The 21,840-nt window shown below is 63.8% G+C and carries 21 protein-coding genes, 1 tRNA gene, 1 other RNA gene and 1 pseudogene; 12 read left to right on the top strand and 12 right to left on the bottom strand.

The features are described 5' to 3' along the window. Positions 1–65 precede the first annotated feature (65 nt). Positions 66–1,589, bottom strand: coding sequence for a polyprenol phosphomannose-dependent alpha 1,6 mannosyltransferase MptB (gene mptB, locus GcLGCM259_RS07115; RefSeq protein ID WP_138173894.1), 1,524 nt, complete (start codon positions 1,587–1,589; stop codon positions 66–68). Continuing rightward, positions 1,559–3,088: a polyprenol phosphomannose-dependent alpha 1,6 mannosyltransferase MptB gene (gene mptB / locus GcLGCM259_RS07110; protein ID WP_138173892.1), complete on the bottom strand. Its 1,530-nt coding sequence runs from the start codon at positions 3,086–3,088 to the stop codon at positions 1,559–1,561. Before mptB (GcLGCM259_RS07110) ends, mptB (GcLGCM259_RS07115) begins: the two co-directional genes overlap by 31 nt. Before the next feature lie 198 nt (positions 3,089–3,286). On the opposite strand from mptB (GcLGCM259_RS07110), the gene orn reads away from it, so the two are divergent. Then, the gene (gene orn / locus GcLGCM259_RS07105; protein ID WP_246049821.1) at positions 3,287–3,907 is read left to right on the top strand and encodes an oligoribonuclease; all 621 of its coding nucleotides are present in this window, start codon (positions 3,287–3,289) and stop codon (positions 3,905–3,907) included. A 158-nt stretch (positions 3,908–4,065) separates the two neighbouring features. Continuing rightward, positions 4,066–4,141, top strand: a tRNA-His gene (locus GcLGCM259_RS07100). A 233-nt stretch (positions 4,142–4,374) separates the two neighbouring features. Here GcLGCM259_RS07100 and GcLGCM259_RS07095 read toward each other — a convergent pair. Together GcLGCM259_RS07095 and GcLGCM259_RS07090 are read right to left on the bottom strand one after the other, a co-directional pair. Next, positions 4,375–4,749 carry an MmcQ/YjbR family DNA-binding protein gene (locus GcLGCM259_RS07095; protein ID WP_138173890.1) on the bottom strand — a complete coding sequence of 125 codons (375 nt, stop codon included), beginning with the start codon at positions 4,747–4,749 and terminating at the stop codon, positions 4,375–4,377. Further along, a complete protein-coding gene (locus GcLGCM259_RS07090; RefSeq protein ID WP_138173888.1) occupies positions 4,746–5,138 on the bottom strand; it encodes an MmcQ/YjbR family DNA-binding protein in 393 nt (130 codons plus the stop codon). The genes GcLGCM259_RS07095 and GcLGCM259_RS07090 overlap by 4 nt, the downstream gene beginning before the upstream one ends. Before the next feature lie 215 nt (positions 5,139–5,353). Here GcLGCM259_RS07090 and GcLGCM259_RS07085 point away from each other — a divergent pair, with 215 nt between their 5' ends. The 5 genes from GcLGCM259_RS07085 to GcLGCM259_RS07065 all read left to right on the top strand — a co-directional run bounded on the left by GcLGCM259_RS07085 (position 5,354) and on the right by GcLGCM259_RS07065 (position 8,932). After that, complete coding sequence (locus tag GcLGCM259_RS07085) at positions 5,354–5,854, top strand: MarR family winged helix-turn-helix transcriptional regulator (protein ID WP_138173886.1); 501 nt, start codon at positions 5,354–5,356, stop codon at positions 5,852–5,854. Next, positions 5,851–6,945, top strand: a complete 1,095-nt coding sequence (locus GcLGCM259_RS07080) for an LLM class flavin-dependent oxidoreductase (RefSeq protein WP_212743856.1) — start codon at positions 5,851–5,853, stop codon at positions 6,943–6,945. The genes GcLGCM259_RS07085 and GcLGCM259_RS07080 overlap by 4 nt, the downstream gene beginning before the upstream one ends. Further along, positions 6,942–7,508 carry an NADPH-dependent FMN reductase gene (locus tag GcLGCM259_RS07075; protein ID WP_138173884.1) on the top strand — a complete coding sequence of 189 codons (567 nt, stop codon included), beginning with the start codon at positions 6,942–6,944 and terminating at the stop codon, positions 7,506–7,508. The genes GcLGCM259_RS07080 and GcLGCM259_RS07075 overlap by 4 nt, the downstream gene beginning before the upstream one ends. Before the next feature lie 239 nt (positions 7,509–7,747). After that, positions 7,748–8,491: an alpha/beta fold hydrolase gene (locus GcLGCM259_RS07070; protein WP_138173882.1), complete on the top strand. Its 744-nt coding sequence runs from the start codon at positions 7,748–7,750 to the stop codon at positions 8,489–8,491. Between the two features lie 3 nt (positions 8,492–8,494). Then, positions 8,495–8,932 (top strand): winged helix-turn-helix transcriptional regulator, encoded by a 438-nt coding sequence (locus GcLGCM259_RS07065; protein WP_138173880.1) that lies wholly within the window; start codon positions 8,495–8,497, stop codon positions 8,930–8,932. A 261-nt stretch (positions 8,933–9,193) separates the two neighbouring features. Here the strand turns inward: GcLGCM259_RS07065 and GcLGCM259_RS07060 are convergent, their stop codons facing one another. Both GcLGCM259_RS07060 and GcLGCM259_RS07055 read right to left on the bottom strand, forming a co-directional pair. Next, positions 9,194–9,607, bottom strand: a complete 414-nt coding sequence (locus GcLGCM259_RS07060; RefSeq protein ID WP_138173878.1) for a nuclear transport factor 2 family protein — start codon at positions 9,605–9,607, stop codon at positions 9,194–9,196. A 120-nt stretch (positions 9,608–9,727) separates the two neighbouring features. Continuing rightward, positions 9,728–10,303, bottom strand: coding sequence for a dihydrofolate reductase family protein (locus GcLGCM259_RS07055; RefSeq protein ID WP_138173876.1), 576 nt, complete (start codon positions 10,301–10,303; stop codon positions 9,728–9,730). A 423-nt stretch (positions 10,304–10,726) separates the two neighbouring features. Between GcLGCM259_RS07055 and GcLGCM259_RS07050 the strand changes: the two are divergent. Then, positions 10,727–11,170, top strand: a pseudogene (locus GcLGCM259_RS07050) (YdhK family protein); the annotation flags it as partial. 101 nt (positions 11,171–11,271) lie between these two features. Here the strand turns inward: GcLGCM259_RS07050 and GcLGCM259_RS07045 are convergent. Together GcLGCM259_RS07045 and GcLGCM259_RS07040 are read right to left on the bottom strand one after the other, a co-directional pair. After that, positions 11,272–11,820, bottom strand: a complete 549-nt coding sequence (locus tag GcLGCM259_RS07045; protein ID WP_138173872.1) for a DUF488 domain-containing protein — start codon at positions 11,818–11,820, stop codon at positions 11,272–11,274. Positions 11,821–11,830: 10 nt separating this feature from the next. Next, complete coding sequence (locus tag GcLGCM259_RS07040; protein WP_138173870.1) at positions 11,831–12,046, bottom strand: hypervirulence associated TUDOR domain-containing protein; 216 nt, start codon at positions 12,044–12,046, stop codon at positions 11,831–11,833. A 493-nt stretch (positions 12,047–12,539) separates the two neighbouring features. Between GcLGCM259_RS07040 and GcLGCM259_RS07035 the strand changes: the two genes are divergently transcribed. The 4 genes from GcLGCM259_RS07035 (at position 12,540) to def (ending at position 17,560) form a co-directional block, all read left to right on the top strand. Further along, positions 12,540–15,167, top strand: a complete 2,628-nt coding sequence (locus GcLGCM259_RS07035; RefSeq protein WP_171021108.1) for a LuxR C-terminal-related transcriptional regulator — start codon at positions 12,540–12,542, stop codon at positions 15,165–15,167. 540 nt (positions 15,168–15,707) lie between these two features. Beyond that, a complete protein-coding gene (locus GcLGCM259_RS07030; protein WP_246049820.1) occupies positions 15,708–16,469 on the top strand; it encodes an aldo/keto reductase in 762 nt (253 codons plus the stop codon). A gap of 9 nt (positions 16,470–16,478) precedes the next feature. Further along, positions 16,479–16,865, top strand: coding sequence for a VOC family protein (locus tag GcLGCM259_RS07025; RefSeq protein ID WP_138173864.1), 387 nt, complete (start codon positions 16,479–16,481; stop codon positions 16,863–16,865). A 122-nt stretch (positions 16,866–16,987) separates the two neighbouring features. Beyond that, complete coding sequence (def, locus tag GcLGCM259_RS07020; RefSeq protein WP_138173862.1) at positions 16,988–17,560, top strand: peptide deformylase; 573 nt, start codon at positions 16,988–16,990, stop codon at positions 17,558–17,560. A gap of 102 nt (positions 17,561–17,662) precedes the next feature. On the opposite strand, the gene pstS is transcribed toward def, so the two are convergent. From pstS to rnpB, 4 genes are all read right to left on the bottom strand, one after another. Continuing rightward, the gene (gene pstS, locus GcLGCM259_RS07015) at positions 17,663–18,811 is read right to left on the bottom strand and encodes a phosphate ABC transporter substrate-binding protein PstS (protein WP_138173860.1); all 1,149 of its coding nucleotides are present in this window, start codon (positions 18,809–18,811) and stop codon (positions 17,663–17,665) included. A gap of 239 nt (positions 18,812–19,050) precedes the next feature. Then, positions 19,051–19,641 carry a hypothetical protein gene (locus GcLGCM259_RS07010; RefSeq protein WP_138173858.1) on the bottom strand — a complete coding sequence of 197 codons (591 nt, stop codon included), beginning with the start codon at positions 19,639–19,641 and terminating at the stop codon, positions 19,051–19,053. Positions 19,642–19,765: 124 nt separating this feature from the next. After that, positions 19,766–21,226, bottom strand: a complete 1,461-nt coding sequence (locus GcLGCM259_RS07005) for a glyceraldehyde-3-phosphate dehydrogenase (protein ID WP_138173856.1) — start codon at positions 21,224–21,226, stop codon at positions 19,766–19,768. 231 nt (positions 21,227–21,457) lie between these two features. Then, positions 21,458–21,818: RNase P RNA component class A (gene rnpB / locus GcLGCM259_RS07000), an RNA gene on the bottom strand. Positions 21,819–21,840: the final 22 nt, after the last annotated feature.

The following is a 21,840-nucleotide window of genomic DNA, read 5'->3' as shown; positions in this document are numbered from 1 at the left end:
GCCGTCGGGGCGGGAGCAAAACCCGGTGTGAATTGGCGCTCTTTAGTCCACGGGTGCCGGACCTCTTAGCTGCGCGGGATGCGGCAGGCGCCCAGCTGCTGCCCCACCTGGCGCACCTGGCGGTCCCAGCGCAGCATCGCGGCCAGCAGGCCCACCCCCAGCAGCGCGGCCAGGATCCGCAGCAGCCACACCGGGTGCCATTGCTCGATGGAGATCTGGTCGACGAACACGGCCAGGGTGATCAGCATGCTCAGCCCGATCATCAGCTTCTCGCTGGCCCAGGACACCTGCTGGGAAATGAAGAACAGGGCAAAGAGCCACAGGATGTACCAGGGCTGGATGATCGGGGCCAGCAGCACCACCGCGGACAGCGCCCAGGCGCCCAGGCGCAGCGGGTCGCTGATGTTCCTGGCCAGGGCCAGGCGCGCGACCAGGTAGACGGAGAACAGCCGGGCCAGGGTGAACACCACCTGGGCCACCACCGAGGCGTCCGCGCCAAACAGCGAGGCCAGCAGCCCGAACAGGGTGCCCAGCAGGCCCACCGGGGCGTAGGGGAACGCGGCGGCACCGGAGGTCAGCATCGCCGGCAGCCAGCCGAACCAGAGCCCGGTCAGCGCCCCGAAGAGCGTGAGCCACCCGGCGATGGCCAACGTGGTGCGCCACCACACCGCGATCCGTTCGCGCAGCCCGGCGCTGCGCCCGAGCATCATCAGTCCCAGGAAGGGCAGCAGCACCAGCACGATCGGCTTGATGCTCACCGCCACCGCCAGCGCGAACGTGGAGGCGATGATCCGCCGGCCCTGGGCCAGGCCGAACGCCCAGAAGGTCGCGGCGATCATCAGTGCATCATTGTGCACCCCGCCGATCATGGTCAGCAGGAACAGCGGGTTGGCCACGATCACCCACAGCGCCCAGTGCGGGTTCACCCCGAGCCTGCGCGCCAGCCACCCGGTCGCCCAATAGCAGCCGGCCACCCCGGCCACCGCCAGCAGGCGCAGCAGCCCCACCCCGATTTCCGGGATGCCGCCGGAGATGACGTAGATCAGCCGGGCCACCACCAGGAACAGCACCCCGTAGGGTGAGGGCGACTGGGCCCACAGACCGTCCGAGCCGCCGTCAAACCAGCCCGGCAGCGCCGAGATCCCCTCGGAGTACGGGGACTTGCCCGCCTGCAGCATCCGGCCCTGGGCCAGGTAGGAGTACACATCCCGGGAGAGGATCGGGAAGCTGGCCAGCAGCGGGGCACCCCAGCTGGCCACCAGCCCGGCCAACGATCGCCCGGACAGCTGCCCCTGGTTTTCCACCCTGGGACGCAGCAGCAGCCAGCAGCGGGTGAGCCACACCAGCCCCATCGCCATGATGAGCGTGCAGGCCAGCACCCCGATCAGCTCGGTGCGGAACTGGATGAAGAAGCCGGTGCGGGCCAACGGCGAATGCTGGTTGCGCGGGAACCAGCCGATTCCCCAGCTGGCCACGGTGATCAGCACCGAGGCGCCCACCCCGTGCCAGCGCAGCGCGCGCAGGCTGGGCGGGGCCGGGGCGCGGACCACCGGGGCGCTCATGCGGTACGGGTGAACTTGGCCAGCCACGGGGTCTGCTTCAGCAGCCCAGGCAGGATCGTGCGGGTGTGCCGGTCCACCAGCAGCAGCCAGGCGATCGCGGCGATGGACACGCCCCAGGAGATGAACCGGACCCCGGGCACCAGCTCCTCGGCCAGGAACTGCCAGATGAACAGCTGGTCGGCGGCCTGGTAGGCGATGAAGTACAGCACCGTCAGGTGCACCCACAGCATCTGCCAGTCATCCCGGATCCCGGTGGCCGCGAAGAACGGCAGCAGCCACAACAGGTACCAGGGGTGGATCACCGGGGAGAGCACCACGATGGCGGAGAAGCCGATGGCCAGGCGCTGGACCAGGTGGCTGTACTTGCCGCGGAAGATCACCACCATCGCCAGCGCCACCCCCAGCAGCCGGCCCAGCAGCTTGATCACCGGCAGGATCCACTCGGTGGACAGCCCGAACGCGGAGACCGCGCCGCTCAGCAGCATGATCACGATGCCCAGCGGGGAGAAGATCGAATACCCGGTGCCGGTGAACAGCATGACCTTCAGCCAGCCGAACCAGTAGCCGTTGAGGAAGCCGAGCAGCGTCATCAGCGCCAGCAGCAGCATGCCCGAGTAGAACCAGTACAGGATCCGCTTGGGCCACTTCGCCTCCGGCCCGGCCCACAGCAGGCCGATGAACGGCAGCAGCACCAGGGTGATCGGCTTGACCCCGATCGAGGCGGTCAGCACGATGACCGCCAGCACGCCCCTGCGCTGGCAGGCCAGGTAGACGGCCATGACGGCCAGGCCCACCATCAGCGAGTCGTTGTGCGCGCTGGCCACGAAGTTCAGCAGGAACAGCGGGTTGGCCACGGTCACCCAGGTCGCCTTCGCGCCGTCGACCTTGTGCAGCCGGGCCAGCTTCGGCAGGTAGTACAGGCACAGGATGACCCCGAGGAACGCGATCAGCCTGAAGGCCAGGATCGACAGGTCCGTGGAATGCCCCACGGCGGCGACCACCAGGTATTCAATGAGCAGGTACAGCGGCCCGTACGGGGTGCCGTCCTCCGCCCACATGGTGTCGGTGCCCAGCTGGAACCAGTTGCTCACCGAGGAGATCCCGTCGCTGTACGGGTCCTGCCCGGCCATCACCAGCCGGCCCTGGCCGATGTAGGCGAACACGTCGCGGGACATGATCGGGATGCTCACCAGCAGCGGGGCGCTCCACAGCAGCACGGCCTTGCGCACCACGGCCAGCGAGCCCTCGGGCCAGCCCGCAAGCTTCTGCCCCAGCCGCCACCAGGCGCGCACCAGCACCCAGCAGCCCAGGGTCAACAGGATCACGGAGGTGATCACCCAGAACGTCTCGGTGCGCATCATGATGAAGAACGGGTCCTGGTTCAGCGGCGAGACGCTGGCCAGCCAGCCGACCCCGAAGGAGCCGAAGAGCACCAGGGTGGAGCCGATCAGGCCGCTGACCAGGGTGCGCGGCACGCCGGTGGCCGGCTTGTGCTCCAGGACCTCTGGCTGGTTAGTGGACACCATTACACCTCGTGGGTTCATGACAGGGCGACGCCCTGCCGCGGCATCGGGCCGCCGCTGCAGGTCCGGGGCGAACCTCGTGCAGAGCTGGAAAATCTCTGTCGATTTTAGCACCGGGGCCGCCAAATTCCGGGCGTGACACCGCGGCAACCCGCCTTGCGTGTGCGATGTTCACCGCACAACGGCGGTAGATTGGATTCCGTGGCTAGTAACTCAGAAATGATTGTATGGATCGACTGCGAGATGACCGGGCTGAACCTGGAATCGGACGCGCTGATCGAGGTGGCGGTGCTGATCACCGACGCGGAACTGAACGTGCTTGATGAGGGCATCAGCGTGGTGATCAAGCCGGATGAGGCGGCCCTGGAGCAGATGGACGACTTCGTGCGCGACATGCACATTGCCAGCGGCCTGCTGCCGGAGCTGGCCGGCGGGATGGAGATGGACGAAGCCCAGAAGCTGGTGCTGGAGTACATCACCGCCCGGGTGCCCGAACCGAAGAAGGCCCTGCTGGGCGGCAACTCGGTGGGCATGGACAAGAACTTCCTGGCCCGGGACATGCCCGCGGTCATCGACCACCTGCACTACCGGGTCATCGACGTGTCCACCATCAAGGAACTCGCCCGGCGCTGGTACACCAAGGCGCACTACAACGCCCCGGTGAAGACCGGCAACCACCGTGCGCTGGGTGACATCCAGGACTCCATCGACGAGCTGAAGTACTACCGGGGCACCATCATGGTCCCCTCCCCCGGCCCGACCTCGGTCGAGGCCGCGAAGGTGGCCCGCCAGGTGAGCGGATCGGCCGCGCAGGGCAGGTAGCGGAACTCCCGATCGGCTGGTGATCGACAACACAGCGAAACCGATGCTTTCCGAGTTGGCATTCACCAGCCGATTGTGTGTATGATAATTCTCGTTGCCCGGTACGAAATCAGGAAGCAAAAGCGTTCTGACTAGTCCGGAAACAAAAAATGAATATGGTGGGTATAGCTCAGTTGGTAGAGCGTCTGGTTGTGGTCCAGAAGGTCGCGGGTTCAAGCCCCGTTACTCACCCCAAGTAGTCGAGGTGTGAACTTCAGATTGTGAAAGCAATCGAGGTTCGCACCTCGTTCTCATTTAATGCGCCTTCCGCGCAGGTCACTCGGTCATCGACAGCTCCCGGTGAACGATCACGCTGAGCACCACGGCGCCCCATGCTCCCAGATCACTGTTGTCACGACATGGAACGTTGGGTTGTCCAGGCCCCGGCTCACGTCAATGCAACCTGCTTCGCCTCGTGATGCTGGCTGCTATACGTCTTCCTCGGGCCGGTCTTTCACCGGCGCTTGATGTTTTGCGAGGTCATAGGAGTCCTCCACGAGCTGTTCCACCAGTGAGCGGGTGATGGTCTCGCCACTGGCAACAGAAATCCAATGCTGCTTATTGAGGTAGTGACCGCGGCTGATCGAAGCATGATCGCGCCGCAGCTTGTCCCCGTGATCCGGGGCGGTCTTGATGGTGATGATTTCAAGCTCCGGCTCATCTTCGGTGATGACCAGGAAGACCTTTCCGGCAACCTTCCAAACCTGCAGATGCTCGGTGAACGGATACCCGCTGTCCGTACCCGGTAGCCGCTTCGCGACCTCGGCCGCGATGTGCTGGATCTGTTTTCCGCTCAGGCTCATTGTCCTGCACCCTTCCCGAACGTAGAGGGGTCTACCGGCCAGCGGTTCTTCGGCACATTCTGCTCCAGCACCAGAAGATAGGACTCCGTGACCAAATCCTCGACCAGCTGGGCGTCAATCTTCTCCCCGGGGTTCAAGGTGATCCAGTGCTTCTTGTTCATGTGGTAGCCCGGCGTGATCTCCTGATATGCCTCGCGCAGAGCTGCGCCGTCCGCCGGCCAGGCCTTGAGGACCACGATCGGCTCGCCCGTGATTCGCGTCTGCAGCATGAATACCCGATCTCGCACCTTGAACACATCCCAGTCTGGGCCGAAGGGGTGGCTGAGACCGGCACCCGGCAATTCTTCGGCACACGCTGCCGCCAACCGCTGGATCATCTCACCGTCCACGTGTTTCCTCCTTGCCCAACTACGCTGAGTCCACTCTATCCAGTAGTTGTTTGGAGAAGGCGGCGATGATCCCAACGCAGCTGACGCTCCCCTACCTTCTGCCGCCCGTTCGCCTGCCTTTGCCAGCCACTGATCCATCGATTCCAAGTCTCACTTGCATGGTTAACTGATTTATCAATTGCGTGGTAAAGTGATGACATCGGTAAGGAGGCAACATGCAAGAACGTCCACTTGGATTGATGATCTGGCTGCGTATGGCCCGGTTCGTGCAGCGCAGCAACCAGATCTCCAACGAGTATCTGGGGCAATCGGGGCTGACCGCCGCCCAGTTTGAAGCGCTGAACCACATCCGCGTCTACCAGCCCGTCACACAGAGCGACCTCGCCGCCAGGCTTCTGCTCAGCGGCGGAGGTGTCTCCAGAATGCTGAGTCGGCTGGAAGATGAAGGGCTGATCAAGCGCACCCCCGACTGGAAGACGAAGTACATTTCCCTGACTGATGAGGGCCGCGAAAAGCTGCAGTCGGTCTACCTGGGACAGGTGGCGCTGCAGGCTTCGATGTTCGAAGACGTATTGGACGACAAAGAACAGAAACAGCTCTATGCCCTGATGCTCAAGGTGCACAAGAACAGTGTCACCAAACAGGCACCACCCAAAACTGAGTCCACCTACCCGACCGAGCCCCCAAGCCACGAAAACACGGAGGAAGCAAAATGACCACCGAGACCAACGGCATGTCTGAATTCAGGATTGACCCCAAGGCCGGGCTGGAGTTCGGCATGTACACCCTGGGTGACCACCTCCCCAACCCCCTGACCGGAGAACGGGTCAGCGCCGGGGAAAGAATCCGCGAATTCGTCGCTTACTCCCAGGCCGCCGAGCAGGCGGGCTTCGACTTCTTCTCTGTGGGCGAGAGCCACCAGGAGTACTTCGCCTCCCAGGCCCACGCCGTGATCCTCGGCGCGATCGCCCAGGCCACCGAGAAGATCAAGATTGCCAGCACCTCGACCATCTTGAGCACCTCGGACCCGGTGCGAGTGTACGAGAACTTCGCCACCATCGATCTGCTCTCCGAAGGGCGGGCGGAGATCGTTGCCGGTCGCGCCTCCCGCGTCGGTCTGTTCGAGCTGTTGGGCTATGACCTGCGTGACTACGAAGAGCTCTTTGAGGAGAAATTCGACCTCCTGCGGCAGATCAACAGGGAGAACGTGGTGAACTGGTCCGGCAAGTTCCGCGCAGACCTGAAGGACGCAGAGGTACTGCCTCGTCCGCAGAACGGGTCGATGCCAATCTGGCGGGCCGTTGGCGGCGCGCCAGCCAGCGCAATCAAGGCGGGCCTGGCCGGCGCCCCGATGGTGATGGCTCACCTTGGTGGTCCCGTCGCCGCGTTCAAGGATACGGTCGATTCCTACCGCGAAGCGGCCCGGCACAGCGGCTACGACCCGGCAAACCTGCCGATAGCGACCGCCGGGTTCCTCTACGTGGCCGAATCCTCGCAGCAGGCCCTGCGTGATTTCTACCCCCACATCAACGAGGGCATGATCCGCACCAACGGCCGGGGCATGCCCAAGCAGCTGTTCGCGCAGAGCACCGATCCGCGCAGCATCATGAACATCGGCAGCCCGCAGCAGGTGATCGAGAAGATCCTGTACCAGTACGAGGAGTTTGGCCACCAGCGCTTCATCGGGCAGATCGACTTCGGGGGCGTGCCTTTCGAGAACGTCATGAAGAACATCGAAATCATCGGCAGCGAAATCATTCCTGCCGTGAAGAAGTACACCGCAAGCGTCGAAGGAGCAAAGGCATGAAGATCGTAGGACTCTCCGGCTCAACGGTCGGCTCAACCACCCGCACGGCGATGAACTACGCCATGCAGGCCATCGCGCAGTACGACCCGGAGATTGAGGCTCGCCTGATTGACCTGGCCGATTACGACCTGATGTTTTCCGACGGTCGTGACTACGTGGAGTACACCGGCGATACCCGCGAAGTCACCCAGGCCCTGATGGAGGCAGATGCGATCATCATTGGCACGCCGATTTTTCAGGCCTCGATCCCCGGATCACTGAAGAATGTCTTTGACCTGCTTCCGGTCAATGCCTTCCAGGACAAGGTGGTCGGCATAGTCGTCACCGCCGGCTCGCCGAAGCACTATTTGGTGGCCGAGCAGCAGCTGCGCCCGATCCTGACCTACATGAAGGCACAGGTGGTCCAGAGCTACGTCTTCATCGAAGCGAAGGACATCCACCGCGGTGAAATCATCAGCGGCGACGTGACGCTGCGCATCGAGCGCCTGGTGGAAGATACCGCGGTTCTCACCCAGGCCTACTCGCAGATGCGTGCGGAGCGCGAGGCGTCCTACGGATTCTGACCCATGGCGTCGCGGTCGGCAGAGGTAGTCTGAGCAGATCGGTCGAGATCACCTGCATCAACCCAACGGCATCGCGCCTGCTACACAATGGCAGGCGCGATGCGCTTTTGACAGCTTTCTTTCCGTGGGAGCAGTCGATGAGGACCGGAAGCTTCCTCCAAATTTCTGGTTGTGTTTCACGATCAGATCCCCTAGCCTTAAACTGCTCGCAAAAACCGATCAGATAGCGAGGGTTTGAGATGAAAACTCATCCCGCAATAGTCCTGGTGCCCGGCGCGTGGAGTGGAGCCTCAGTCTGGGAACCGACGGCCAGCATTCTGCGTCGCAGGGGCTTTGAAGCGCAAGCCGTGACCCTGCTTGGACTCGAAACGGGTCAGGCGCACGCCTCCATCGCCGAGGCCCACCTGGAAGATCACGTCAATCAGCTCGCCACCTACATCCAGCGGATGGGCGCACCGGTGGTGCTGGTGTCTCACGCCTATTCGTCAATGGTTACGGCCCAGGTCGCTGACCGGCTTGGTGAGCAGGTAGCCGGGCTTATTCACTTCGGCGGCTTCATGCCAACGGACGGACGTTCACTGCTCGATGGCTGGGGCGACTCGGAGTCGGCGCGCAACCAGGAGCGCCAGGCGATCATCGAGGCGGGAAACCTGTGGTTGCCTCCCGAACGACACATGCTGGACCATGAGCGAGACCTCACGGCTACCGACCGAAACCGTCTGGCCGAGAGCTTCACGCCGCATCCGGGGTATACCGTCCTCGACCCTGCACGGCTGACGAAGGACACTTCAGGCCAGCCAACGACCTACGTGGTCCTTTCACAGGAGGAGAGCCGGACGTCGAGTCAGGCCATCGACCACCCCCAAGGCCGATGGCGCTATAAGCATCTTGTGAGTGGGCACTGGCCCATGCTGTCCCGGCCGAACGAGGTCGTTGACCTTATCGCTGAAGAAGTCGCGCACTACAGCCAGGAAGAAAGGTAGATCATGGCAACAACGGACCGTTCCGGCTGCCCCATCAATCTCGCAGTAGAGATCCTCGGCGATCGATGGACGCTGCTCATCCTGCGCGACATCATCTTCGCTGGACGTCGGCACTTCCGCGAACTTCTGCGCGGATCGGAAGAGAAAATCACCAGCAGCATCCTCGCCGATCGCCTTGAACGACTCACAACGACGGGGATCCTCATCCGCGTCGACGATCCAACTCACCGGCAAAAAGCCAAATACACATTGACGGAAAAGGGCATCGATCTCGTTCCGATCATCGCCACCGTCGGGCAGTGGGGAGCGCAGCATTGTCCTGCGGATGAGGAGAAAACCGACGTCGTCCGGGAGCTCGCCTACGACCTGCCGGCGTCATGGCGGAACGTCATGGACTCCCGGCGAGCTGAACATCGGACAGAAATAAAGGCCAGAACCTGAGTGTCAACCCGCAAGACGTGCGAACGTTCTACTAGAGGACGGCAGGAACCCCTGCGATAACGGCATCGCCCAAGAATGCTTCGTCGCTTCGCAAGGGTTGGCCTGCATGCCCACGAGTCTTGTGCAGTTCGCCCAGTGACACCAGCTCGGGCGCAAACTCGTTCGGCGTCGGCATTTTGTCCACGCTGAGGTTCACGACAATCGTTGTTCTGCAGCATCAATGGGCCAGCCCACTTCGTCCGCAGCAGATTTTTCGGTATCTCATTCCTCGGCCGCCCCGGTGCCTGTGGGCGTCAGTTGCGTCAAGAAACACTTCCACCCTCCTGCTTCCTTGAGCACAATATTGGTGGTCCACTCATCGGCCTTAATCGGATGGCCCTGAAACCGCCCTGAATTCCGGCCATGAGTTCGAATCACGGCGATTGATCCATACCGGTCAATGCCCAGGACTTCATGACTCATGCTGTCGTGGCGAAGGTGGCCGGTTGCCACGGCATTATGAAAAGAATCGCGAGAAATCACTCCTGGCCGGTCGATGAGAATCCAGTTCGCCGTCGTGAATGATTCCATTCGACTCACGTCATTGGTGACTATTGCTTCCGCCCATCGATGGATGAAGCTCGTCAGTTCACGATCGACCCCTGGAGTCTCCTCCCTATGTCCGCTACCCATCATTAATCTCCTTCCCTCTCAGTCATGGCTCGTTAACGCGCAAGCCGTCAGCTTGTACTTGGTTCCCGCTCCGTCGTTTTTGGACCTGCAGACGTTGCACAGCGCTCTTGGAATTCGACGCCGCTAAACGGCCGCGGACCGGGGAACATACTGCAACGCGAAGGCACCCGAGGAAAACTCCTTGTGGCCCACCAGCTCCAGTTCCACGTGCTGCGAGAGCCCTGCAAACAGCGCGGGCCCGTGCCCGACCACCCGCGGCTGAATTATGAATTCATATTCGTCAATCAGCCCAAATTCGGCCAGAGCCAGCGGCAACTGCACTCCCCCAACGTAAAGGCCCCTGCCGGGCTGACGCTTTAGCCCCCTGATTGCTATTTGAAGGTCCCCGGCGAGCAGTTCCGCGTTCCAGTCCACGTGTTCCAGCGTGCTGGAGACCACGTACTTTTTGGCCTGATCAATGGTTTGCGCGAAAGGTTTCGTCCACGGTGGCATTTGTGGTGCCGTCGGCGAGGCCCGCCAGGCGCTCTCCATGAGTTGGTAGGTAACCCGCCCGAAGATCAGCGCGTCGGCCTTGGCAATGGTTTGGGCCGAGTGCGCGTGTAGTTCCTCGTCCGGCACCCCCACTCGGTGGTCAATGCACCCGTCTAGGGTGAGGTTGATGGAATAGCGCAGCGGCTGCCCGGCTGTCTGTTCGCTCATGATGGATGCCTCTTGACTGGCCTGTGAACGGAACCGCTTGGCGCACAGATAATCCTCAAAGCTGGAACACCCGGACGGCTATTGAACGGCAAAAGAATCCCATCACCCCTGCACCGTGTCCATAGCGGGGTGACAATTCACGGGAGTTTCCAGCCACCGCTCCGGTTGGTTAACAGCTTCCAGACGCGATTCGCTCTGGCCCCGACCCCGGGCAACACGGCCCCTGGAATTCCGTGACGGCTTCAGCGGGGTCGGCTCTCGCCTTCTCCGCGAATCTCAGTTCGGCCGACAGGAACTCCCTGGAACTTCTCACCTTCTCCACCGGCTCCTGGGCGCAGACCACCAAACTTGATCTATACCCCCTAGGGGTATAGCGTCGGCATTGACAGAGGGAACAACCAGAGAAAGGTGTGGACTATGGACCACTCACAGATGGAACACCCGATGGACGGCGGACCGGCCCCGGTGGGCATCAAGGAAGCGCGGAACCCGACCTACCCGGTCGGGACAGAGGTCACCCTGACTGCGGACCACATGATGGGCATGAGCGGCGCGAAGGCAACCATCTCTGGCGCCTTCGAGACGTTTACGTATTCGGTGAACTACACGCCACTCGACGGTGGCGACGAGGTCGAAGACCACCGCTGGGTAGTGCAGGAAGAGCTGGAGAATGCAGGATCAGGCCGATTCGCGGACGGCAGCGAAGTAACCCTGCTGGCTGAGCACATGAACGGAATGCGCGGCGCGAAAGCCACCGTCGCTCATTCGACCGACGAGACGGTTTACATGGTGGATTACGAAGCAGACGGAATGAACATGACGAACCACAAGTGGGTCACGGAAAGTGAGATCCAACCTGCCCAGTAGGCGCAACCTCGTGAACTGGCTTAAAAACGCCGCGTTTCACACATCAGCGCTGCAGCGTCGGCCGCCCCTTTGGGCGGCCGACGCTGCTTTGCCCACGGCCCCTATTCGGCGGCATCGGCGGGATATGTCACCTCGGACTCGTTGCCTTCAATGTGCGCGCCGGAACTGAGTTCGGCGTCCTTCACCTCGCCAGGTCCCATGATGTGGCGCACCGGGAACTTGCGGGCCAGCAGGTGGTCCGCAATGATGCGTCGATGGCAGCGCCACCAGACGGCTTCGGAACACATCACCGCCGGGATCTGTTCCTTGGCCAGTTCTGCCAACTCCCCCAGACCCTGGTTAAAGTCCTCACTCAGCGCGTAGTCGGCGTAATTGTGGAAACTGCGGTTCTGCCACCAGGCGTTGGCTTCAAATGGCACAGTCCGGCTCACGGGTCGGCGGCCGGTGAGCGATTGCATCCAGCGGTAGTCGATTCCGGCATCGGCGAGCGCAGACTGCAGTTCATCTTGGTTGAATTGCGGGTAGCGGTTGGAGCCGGGCAGGCGGCGCACGTCCACGAGGACTGTGACGTGTTGTTCCTTGAGCATTGCCAGGAATTCGTCGATGTCGTGGGTTGAGTGACCGATGGTGTAGACCGTTGCCTTACTCACTGCCCGCTACTCACTTCTCCAGCTTGTGTAGGGCGCTGCCCTTGTGCGCGGCAATGTGGTCTGTTTTGTCGCTCTTGATTTCATATTGGGGCTCGTCGTCACTGGCGCGGCGGTTGTGCCCCTTGTAGGTGAAGTCGTTGGTGTGGACCTTGGTGATCTTGCCGGTGACGCGTCCCGCCTCGGAGTTCCAGGACACGTGGTCTCCGACGGAGAATTTGTGGCTCATGACGCTTCCTTTCTAAAGATCGTGCTTCTGACCGTAGCGTAACGCCGTGCGGCCTGTGGTTCCAGCGACTGGGCGTCCCGCTAGATGGATCACTGGTGCTGGCGGCTCTCGGCGAGCGCTGCGTTACCGTGTCCGGTTCGGGTCGGCGGAAGCAGGGGGGATCATTCGATTAGAACATGTGTTCGAATGGGTGTTTTGGTGTTGTTGCATTCCCCGTCCTTCCCTGAGCGTATTTCGAATATCTGCGCCATCTGTTCGCGCTGACGCGGGGCTATCGCAAAAACGCACGCGGTGCGACACTGGGGTTATGGACACCGCGCATTACCCCAGCCCCTCTTGGGCCGTGTTGCGTGGTGCGCGGCGAGTGCCGGATTAGCTCTCTTCCCCAGCCCCCTTTACCCGCTTCGCACTGAAAGTCCTTGCGCCCATGACTGGCCCCTCCGCCCCCCTGCCGGCTCTATTGCCATCCCGACACACTGCGATGCACGAAGGCGTGCAAAGACTGCAGGAGGGCAAGACGGTTTTTGTGATTGGCAAGCCCGGCAGTGGGCGCACCACTTTCGCCCTGCGTCTGCTGCGGGCGCTGGGGCAGAAGTTCTATTGGATTACCGGTGCTTCGGGCTTGGCCCATGTTGAGTTCGCTGTCCTGTCCAGCCTGTGTTCACAGATCCCGCAGACGCGGGAAGCGGCGGGGCATCCGACGCGGATGATTGCCGCCATCACCGGGTTCTCTTCCCACTCACCCATGTGGATCCTGCTGGATCGAGCCGAGCAGGTCGATGAGCAAAGCGCCGCCGTCCTGGCGCAACTGGCCCTATCGGGTCAGGTGCACCTGGTGGTGGCGACCGCCCAGCTGCGTCGGCTGCCCATTTGCCTGGCCCAATTGGCCAGCATGCACAGCTCCTGGCGGCTGGAGATGGCGCCGATGAATCGGGAGGACGCACGGTTCCTCACCGAGGAGGTGCTTGGCGGCCCGGTCAACGAAAGTACCGTGTGCACCTTGCTGCATGTCTCTGGCGGCAAGCCCCTGCAGATGCGTGAGTTGCTCTATGACGCGCAGGACGAGCAGGCGGTGCGCTTTGTGGGCGGGTACTGGAGCCTGCACCCGGAGTGGAAACCCAATGGGACGCGGATCAGCGATCTGGTCCACGCCCGGCTTGGGGCCGAGTCCCCTCCCATGCGCGAACTGGTGGAGCGCCTGGCCATTACCGGTCAATTGCCGCTGCAGCGGGCCGGGGAGGTGCTGGGCACCGAGGTGCTGGACCGGGCCATTGATACCGGACTCGCGCGGGTCCTGGATGCCGAGCCTTCCCCTGGCGACTCACCCGCCACCCCCTTGGTCGACTTGACTGCCGGCATCCCGGCGGAGGCCGTTGTTGGCCTGCTGGGCCGTCACCGGCTGGGCCAGCATCTGCAGGCGCTGGGCCCGGTGATTTCGAATGGGACGCAGGCCGGGGAGCTGGAAATCAACCTGGCCCTGCTGCGTCAGCGGGTCGGATGTCCGCTGCCGGCCGATGAGCTGTTGCGGCCCGTACTGCGGGCTGGGGCGAATTACCGGTATGACATCGTGGTGGCGCTGACCGAGCAACTGGGTTCCCAGGAGCAGGTGGCCGAGGAGACCCGCACCCTGTTGGCCGCCGCCCGGGCCGTGGCCCAGTTCGAGACCGGTGCGGCAAATCAGGGCCTGGAGACCCTATCCCCCTGGTTGGACCAGCATGCGGCGCCAATTCGGCAGGCGGCCGCCTACATTCACCACCATGGCCCCACCCCGCAGCTGGCGTTGGACCTGCTGCAGCCGCGCCCCGGGGATCCGCCGGATGTGGAGGCCCAGCGTCTGGTGCTGCTGAGCCTGCAGGACCAGCCGGTGGACTCGGTCAGCCTGTTGGCGGCATTCGAGGACCAGCGGATCCACGCGGATCTTCGCCTGGCCTGCCTCGCCCGCTACGGACTGCTGCTGGCCTATCAGGGGCAGGCGGTACGGGCCCGCGAGCTGTTCACCCAGGTATTCGCCTCGCCGGTGTGGGCACACACCGGCGCCTGTGGCCGGCGCACCATGTTCTCGGCGCTGCACCCGGTCCTGTTGGCCGAAGGCAACGGGTCCCAGCAGCTGCGTTCGCGCATCACCCGGATCCAGGACGACTCCAGCTCCGCCCACCACCTGGATCAGCTGATTTGGAAGGGTGCTTGGAACCTGGAGACCGGCAACGCGCAGGTCGCCGCGGTGGCATTGGACCAGGCGCTGTCCCTAGCCGAGCTCAACGACCCGCTGAACGCCGCCTCAATTGTCTGGGCACTGCGCTCCCGGGCCGCCTCCCTGCTGGGGAACACCGAACAGGCACGGCACTTCCTGCAGCAGGCCCGCACAGCCCGTTTTGATGGACAGCCTCTGCGACTGGAAGCGGAACGGGCGCTGCTGGCGGCCGTACTGCGCAGCGAGGGCACCGCCGCGGCCCGGGACTACCTCTCACGGCTGCTCACCCAGGCCGAGGAACGCGGGCTGAAAATGCAGCAGGTGCGGCTGCTGCATGACGCCTGGCGGTTGCGGCTGACCGAGCAGACCGAACAGTTCAGTTCCCTGGCCGCCACCGTGGAAGGTACGTTGGCCACCACCCTGGCCGGTTACGGCACCGCACTGGAGAACCTGGGCCCGCAGCTGGATGAGCTGATTGACAACCACGTGCGGCAAGGGCGCCTGCTGTACGCCGCCGAGCTGGCCAACCACGGCTCCGAACTGGCCCGGGCCTCCGGGAAACGGGCGCGGGCCTCCCACCTGCTCAGCCGCTGCGCCGAGATCGCCGGACCGCTGGCCAACGTGAACTCCCCGCGTCTGGGACGGGCCCGGGTGGATTCCGCCCTGCTAAGCGAACGCGAGTACGCCGCCTGCGTGCGAGCCGCCCAGGGTGAAAGCAACACGCAAATCGCCGCCGCACTGTACCTCTCCCCGCGCACCGTGGAGGGCCACCTGCAGCGGGCCTACGCCAAGCTGGGAATCCGCGACCGGCGCCAGCTCATTGACCATGACGACAGCGACCCCGACGACTTCCACCATGGGGCGGCGCAACCGGCCCAGCCGGACCGGGCATCGCAGGCTGTCACAAGCTACTGGGACAGCGCCACCTGAGCAATGCCTGCCCCAGTCTTCGCGCCGGCGGTCGGTTTTCGCCCAAACCCTGTCGGACAGGCCAGCTATTCGTTTACGCAGTACTACCTAAAAATTCCGAAAGCACTACTTAGTACCCCTCCATATGTCCTTGGCACCCAATAAGCTATGGTCAATTGGCCAACGGGGCACTTGGACGCTTTGGGGGGCGTGCCATTTGGTCAATTGAGTAAGTTAGCCACGGTCTTCTCGCTCGCGTCGATGACGCGCAGAACGACTTCGGCCGATACCGGGAAAAGCCAGCATTCACAGATGCTGGCTTTTCTCGTTGCGCCGACTTTACCCCCGGATTCCTGTTCTGCGCCGACCCGGACGCGGCAGCGCGCTGTTGTTAACAAACGCTGATTTTGCTAGGAATTCGCCCCCAACGGTGCTGACCAAGCCAACAAATACCGGGCGGAACACGACTCCTCGCCTAGGGTGTATGACATGGAACACCATACTTTGGTACAACTCGCGCTTGGGGATGCGGTTCCGGCCATTGGCCAGGGCACGTGGTTCATGGGAGATGCTCCCGCGGCACGGGAGAAGGAAATCGCCACGCTGCGCACCGGCATTGAGCTGGGCCTGTCGCTGGTGGACACCGCGGAAATGTACGGCGATGGGCGCAGTGAGGACCTGGTCGGGGAAGCGATCGCGCCGGTGCGCGATGAAGTCTTCCTCGTCGACAAGGTCCTGCCCTCCAACGCCTCGCGGCAGGGCACCATCACCGCCTGCGAACGCTCGCTGGAGCGCCTGGGCACCGACTGGATCGATCTCTACCTGCTGCACTGGCCCGGGGCGCACCCGCTGGAAGACACCGTGGAGGCCTTCGAACAGCTCAAGGACCGCGGACTGATCGGGGCCTGGGGCGTGAGCAACTTTGATCCGGAGGAACTGTCATACCTGCCCGGGCACCCGGCGGCGAACCAGGTGCTGTACAACCCCTCCCGCCGCGGCATCGAATTCGACCTGATCCCGCAGCAGCTGTCCATGAAGCCGCCGGTGCCGGTTATGGCCTACTCGCCCCTGGAGCAGGGCGAGATGCTGTCCGACCCCACCCTGAACGCCATTGCCCAGGAACTGGGGGTCAGCGTCGCCCAGGTGCTGATCGCCTGGGCGATCCGTTCGGGCAGCGTGATCGCGCTGCCCAAGTCCAGCAGCATCGAGCATGTGCGGCAAAACGCGGAGGCCGGCAGCCTGCGGCTAAATGACGAGCATCTGGCCCGCATCGACGCCGCCTTCCCGGCCCCGACCTCACCGGTGCCGCTGGAAGTCATCTAGGGACCAAACATGAGACTGCACCATATCCAGCTGGCCATGCCCGCCGGGCTGGAAGACACCGCCCGCCATTTTTACGCCGAGCTGCTGGGGCTGGAGGAAGTTGAACGCCCGGCCCGGGCCCATGACGGGCAGCTGTGGTTCTGCTGCTTCGACGACCAGGGGTTGGTCACCGCCGAAATCCACCTGGAGGTCGGCGCCCCGGTGCCCGCAGGCAGCGGACACACCGGGCTGCGGCTGGCCGACCGGGAGGAGCTGGCGCTGCTGGCCCACACCCTGGAGCAGGCCGATGTCCAGGTGGACTGGTCCGAACGGCACAGCTTCGAGGGCTATGAGCGCTTCTTCGTCCAGGACCCGTTCGGCAACCATCTGGAGCTGCTGGCCCCGGCCTACCTGTAGTGCCACAGGGGGTGACGTCCCGCTCACATTTGTCCGCCGGCGCCGCCACCCAAGTGGCCTGGGCGGGGCAGGCGTGGAATTATGGAGAAGTCATTGACTGGATCTTGGAAGGACCCGAACCAGTGCCCATCCGGCAAATCACCGTCTACGGGGAACCCGTACTTCATCAGCGCGCCGCGGAAGTGACCGTCTTCGACGACGAGTTGCGCGAGCTCGTGGCCGACATGCACACCACCATGGACGCCGCCCATGGGGTGGGCCTGGCCGCCCCGCAGATCGGCATCGGGCTGCGGATCTTCACCTACATCTACGCGGACCAGGACACCGCCCCGGAGCGTGGGGTGCTGATCAACCCCAAGCTGACCCTGTCCAAGGTTTCCCAGGCGGCCCCGGACGTGGACGAGGAGTCCGAGGGGTGCCTGTCGGTGCCCGGACTCTCCTTCCCGCTCAAGCGCGCGGACTACGCGAAGGTGGAGGGCGTGGACGAGTTCGGCAAGCCGATCTCCTTCGAGGCCCACGGCTGGTTTGCCCGCATCATGCAGCACGAGTTCGACCACCTGGACGGGCTGCTGTACGTGGACAAGCTGGTGCCCAAGTGGGACAAGCGCTGGCTGAAGGCGAAGAAGTCGCTGGGCTGGGGCACCCCGGGCATCACCTGGCTGCCGGGCACCGACGCGGACCCGTTCGGCCACTAGGCCCACCAGGCAAACCCGGCAAGGACCGGGGTCCGTGAAGTTCGTGCTTCACGGACCCCGGTCCTTGTCATTGCGGTGGTGCCTGCGCGCCGTCCGGCAGGTCTAGTCGCGCAGCGTGATCGAGGCGACCGCGTCGCGGGCCTGGCCGGCCAGGTTCTTGGGCATCGGGGCGCTCTTGGCCGACTCGGCCGCCACCTGCTGGCCCTCGTCGCTGACCACGTAGTCGGCGAACGTCTTGACCAGCTCCAGCTGCTTGGCGTCGGTGTAGCTGGAGCACAGGATGAAGTAGGAGACCATCACCAGCGGGTAGGCGCCCTGCGCGGTGGTGGTGCGGTCCAGCGCCAGGGAGATGTCGTGCTCGCCGCGGCCCTCGACCCGTTCGGCCTCCTCCACGGCACGGGCGGCCGCCTCACCGCTGACCTCAACAAACGTGTCCCCCGAGCCGATGGCCGCCTTGCCCAGCGAATCATCGACCAGCGAGTCATCCGCGTAGGTGATGGCGCCCTCGGTGCGGGTCACCGTGGTGACCACCCCGGAGTTGCCCTGGGCCTGCTCCACCCGGGTGCCCGAGGGCCAGGATCCACTCGGGTCGCTCTTCCACTGCTGGGGTGCGGCCTCGTGCAGGTACTCGGTGAAGTTCTCGGTGGTGCCCGAGTCATCCGAACGCACCACCACGGTCATCGGCACGTCCGGGATCTTCACGCCCGGGTTCAGCTTGGCGATGGCCTCATCCTGCCAGCTGGTGATCTGCCCGTTGAAGATCCGTGCCACCGTGGGCGCATCCAGGTTCAGGCTTTGCACCCCGGGCAGGTTGAAGGCCACGGTGATCGGGGAAATGTAGGCCGGGATGTTGATGGCGCCCTGCGGGCCGCAGGTGGCCCGCGACTCGGCTTCCTCCTCATCCTTCAGGTACGCGTCCGAGCCGGCGAATTCGGTGCCGCCGGCCAGCAGGCCGGCGCGCCCGGCGCCGGAGCCCACCGAGGCGTACTGCACCTGCACCTTGGGGTGCAGGGTGGAGAACCCGGTGGTCCAGGCGTTCATGGCCGCGTTCTGTGCGGTGGAGCCGCCCCCGGTGATGGTTCCGGCCAGGGAGGAGGTGTTCTGCTCGGCGGCCTTGCGCTGTTCTTCACCCAGCGGGTAGTCATTCCCGCAGCCGGTGAGCAGCAGCGTGCTCAGCGCGAGCACACTGGTCACGGACAGTGCGGGGCGGCGGTGGGTGCGGACCGGGTCAGGTGCGGACGTACCTGGCATGGGTGGAACTCCTGGGTTGGGGGAAAGTCGGCCCTCACTGTGGCCACCCTCAATCCTAGGCAACCCTGCTGGGCGTCGGCCACTTAGCCACGGCCCCTACAGCGCCGGGGAGATGCACGCCACCCCCGTTCCCGCAGCGACCTGTGCGGCAGCGTTTTGGCGTCAACGGCAGCGACCGCCGGAATCGGGCTTTTTCGGCCCGGTTCCGGCGGTCGCGGTGGATGCGCTGTTTTTCGCGCCTACTTCATGGACTGGACCTGCAGCACCTTGCCGTGCGGGTGGCACTGCTGGACGGCCTTTTCCTGGGCGTCGGTCAGTTCGGCCAGTTCACCGGTAATGGTCACCGGCTGGCCCACGTAGTGGGTGGTGCCATCCAGCTCAACGCCGGGGCGCTGGCGGTTCAGGACCTCGGCCTGTTCCGGCAGGAGCAGCAGGGTCGGCTCGCCCTTGTCCTTCAGGTGCAGGCAGCCGCCGTCGGCGACAATCAGCTTGCCGCTCTGCTCGGTGGCCTTTACATCCTTGAAGTCGGTGTCGGCGATGACCCCGCGCGGCTTCTCCTTAGTCAGGCTCAGCTTCGCCTCATCGGCAGCGGCAGCGGTTTCGCTGGCCGGGGCGCTGGTCTTAGTGCTGGGGCTGGCTTCCGTGCTGGGGGTCGACTCGGCCTGAGTGCTCGGCGCCGCTTCGCTGCTGGCTGCCGGGCTAAAGGGGGCCTGGGACGCACTGGCGTCGTTGGGCTGCGCGGAGCAGGCGGTCATGCCAGCCAGGCTCAACGCGAGCACTGCCACCATGGGACGGATACGCTTTCGGGTGTCTGCGGCAACTGCTTTCATATTTCCGAGCCTAACAAGTACCGTCAAAAAATTGTCGCTGATCACTGGTGATTAAACGCACCACCGGGCGCCAAGTACGCAACAATGCGTTCCTGGCGCCCGGTGGTTGGGCCTGCTGCCGGTGCTACTGGGCGGCGACGGCCTCGGCCTTCAGCGCCGGAACGGCGACCGGGTGGGTGCCGGCGATGCTCTCGATTACCCGCACCACCTGGCAGGAGTAGCCGAACTCGTTGTCGTACCAGACGTAGACGACGGCGTTCTTGCCCGAGACGATGGTGGCCAGCCCATCAACGATACCGGCGCGGCGGGAGCCGACGAAGTCGGTGGACACCACTTCGGGGGAGTCGATGTAGTCGATCTGCTTGTGCAGGTCGCTGGTCAGCGAGGTCTCACGCAGGTACGCGTTCAGCTCGTCCTTGGTGGTCTCCTGCTCCAGGTTCAGGTTCAGGATTGCCATGGACACATCCGGGGTGGGGACGCGGATGGCGTTGCCGGTCAGCTTGCCGGCGAACTCCGGCAGGGCCTTGGCCACGGCCTTGGCGGCCCCGGTCTCGGTGATGACCATGTTCAGCGCTGCGGAGCGGCCGCGGCGCTCACCCTTGTGGAAGTTGTCGATCAGGTTCTGGTCGTTGGTGAACGAGTGAACGGTCTCAACGTGGCCGTGCTCGACACCGAACTTGTCGTTCAGGGCCTTGAGCACCGGGGTGATGGCGTTGGTGGTGCAGGAGGCGGCCGAGAGGATGGTGTCCTCGGCGCCGATCCACGAATCGTTGATGCCGTGCACGATGTTCTTCACATCGCCCTTGCCCGGGGCGGTGAGCAGCACGCGGGAGACGCCCTTGGCCTTCAGGTGCTGGCCCAGGCCCTCCTCGTCGCGCCAGCGGCCGGTGTTGTCCACCACGATGGCGTTGTCGATGCCGTACTCGGTGTAGTCCACCGAGGCCGGGTCATTCGAGTAGATGACCTGGATCAGGGTGCCGTTGGCCAGGATGGTGTTGTTTTCCTCGTCCACGGTGATCGAGCCGTCGAACTTGCCGTGCACCGAGTCGCGGCGCAGCAGGCTGGCGCGCTTCTGCAGGTCGTTCTCGGCGCCCTTGCGCACCACGATGGCGCGCAGGCGCAGCCCGTAGCCGCCGCGTTCGATCAGGATGCGGGCCAGCAGGCGACCGATGCGGCCAAAGCCGTAGAGGACGACGTCCTGCGGCTCGGCGTCGGTGGCGCCGGCCTGGCCGACCTTCTCGCCCAGTTCCTCGCTCAGGAAGGACTTCAGGTCGGTGGCGCCGGATTCGGTGAACTTCTTGTTCAGGCGGCCCAGGTCAACGGACACGGCCCCCACGTTCAGCTCATCAATGGCTTCGAGGATCGGCATGGTCGCGGTCAGAGCCAGCTCTTCGCCATCAATGCGACGCACCAGGCGGTGGGCCTTGATGATGTCAATGGCGGACTGGTTGATCAGCTTGCGGCCGTAGATGGAGGTCACCACATTGTTCTTGCGGTAAAGACGTCCGATCAGCGGAATCATGGCCTCGGCGAGCTCTTCGCGCCCGCTCCAATCTTCCTGGGCAACGACAGACTGCTGGGTCACAGAAAATCCCTTCCAATTTCAGCCGACTTCCGGATCCTCAAAGTCGGTTGGCACCGTGAGAAGCACCATTGCATTTACGGTGGCACGGGGTTTCAGGATCATTCCCCGTTGAATACACATCCATCATAAACGTTTGGTGAACCGGTGCGGAATGTGACCCTGTGAGACCTGTCACCCAGCCGGAGGGCAGCGGTCGGAAAAAACCGCATCAGGGTGGAGGCAGGAGGATGGTGAATGGGATGACCGATACGCCGGGTTCTGTTCCGCCTGCATGAGGCGGCGACGACCATCTATCTACGGCTGCCGTTGCCGACAGCCTCTAGCGGTCCACCCAACTGCTGGGGCGAACAGCCCTCATAACGCAGTCTGTCTGACCTTGCTCCGAGTGGGGTTTACCTAGCCGTCCCGGTCACCCGGGACGCTGGTGGTCTCTTACACCACCCTTTCACCCTTACCAGGAAGACCTGGCGGTTTACTTTCTGTGGCACTGGCCTGCGGGTTACCCCGAGTGGGCGTTACCCACCACCCTGTTCTGTGGAGCCCGGACGTTCCTCGGGCCGCTGATGCGGCACGCGGTCGCCTGGTCATCCCATTCGCCGTTCATTCTACGCGCT

The sequence above is a fragment of the Glutamicibacter creatinolyticus genome (assembly GCF_006094275.1).
GTDB classification, from domain to species: Bacteria; Actinomycetota; Actinomycetes; order Actinomycetales; family Micrococcaceae; genus Glutamicibacter; species Glutamicibacter creatinolyticus.
This window is presented reverse-complemented; position numbering and strand designations above follow the sequence as displayed.

Bases quoted from the DNA above. Each gene is read 5' to 3' on its own strand.
- mptB (WP_138173892.1), bottom strand. From the start codon at position 3,088: ATGGTGTCCACTAACCAGCCAGAGGTCCTGGAGCACAAGCCGGCCACC.
- GcLGCM259_RS07095 (WP_138173890.1), bottom strand. From the start codon at position 4,749: ATGAGCCTGAGCGGAAAACAGATCCAGCACATCGCGGCCGAGGTCGCG.
- GcLGCM259_RS07085 (WP_138173886.1), top strand. From the start codon at position 5,354: ATGCAAGAACGTCCACTTGGATTGATGATCTGGCTGCGTATGGCCCGG.
- GcLGCM259_RS07080 (WP_212743856.1), top strand. From the start codon at position 5,851: ATGACCACCGAGACCAACGGCATGTCTGAATTCAGGATTGACCCCAAG.
- GcLGCM259_RS07075 (WP_138173884.1), top strand. From the start codon at position 6,942: ATGAAGATCGTAGGACTCTCCGGCTCAACGGTCGGCTCAACCACCCGC.
- GcLGCM259_RS07070 (WP_138173882.1), top strand. From the start codon at position 7,748: ATGAAAACTCATCCCGCAATAGTCCTGGTGCCCGGCGCGTGGAGTGGA.
- GcLGCM259_RS07065 (WP_138173880.1), top strand. From the start codon at position 8,495: ATGGCAACAACGGACCGTTCCGGCTGCCCCATCAATCTCGCAGTAGAG.
- GcLGCM259_RS07060 (WP_138173878.1), bottom strand. From the start codon at position 9,607: ATGATGGGTAGCGGACATAGGGAGGAGACTCCAGGGGTCGATCGTGAA.
- GcLGCM259_RS07055 (WP_138173876.1), bottom strand. From the start codon at position 10,303: ATGAGCGAACAGACAGCCGGGCAGCCGCTGCGCTATTCCATCAACCTC.
- GcLGCM259_RS07040 (WP_138173870.1), bottom strand. From the start codon at position 12,046: ATGAGCCACAAATTCTCCGTCGGAGACCACGTGTCCTGGAACTCCGAG.
- GcLGCM259_RS07030 (WP_246049820.1), top strand. From the start codon at position 15,708: ATGGGAGATGCTCCCGCGGCACGGGAGAAGGAAATCGCCACGCTGCGC.
- GcLGCM259_RS07025 (WP_138173864.1), top strand. From the start codon at position 16,479: ATGAGACTGCACCATATCCAGCTGGCCATGCCCGCCGGGCTGGAAGAC.
- pstS (WP_138173860.1), bottom strand. From the start codon at position 18,811: ATGCCAGGTACGTCCGCACCTGACCCGGTCCGCACCCACCGCCGCCCC.
- GcLGCM259_RS07010 (WP_138173858.1), bottom strand. From the start codon at position 19,641: ATGAAAGCAGTTGCCGCAGACACCCGAAAGCGTATCCGTCCCATGGTG.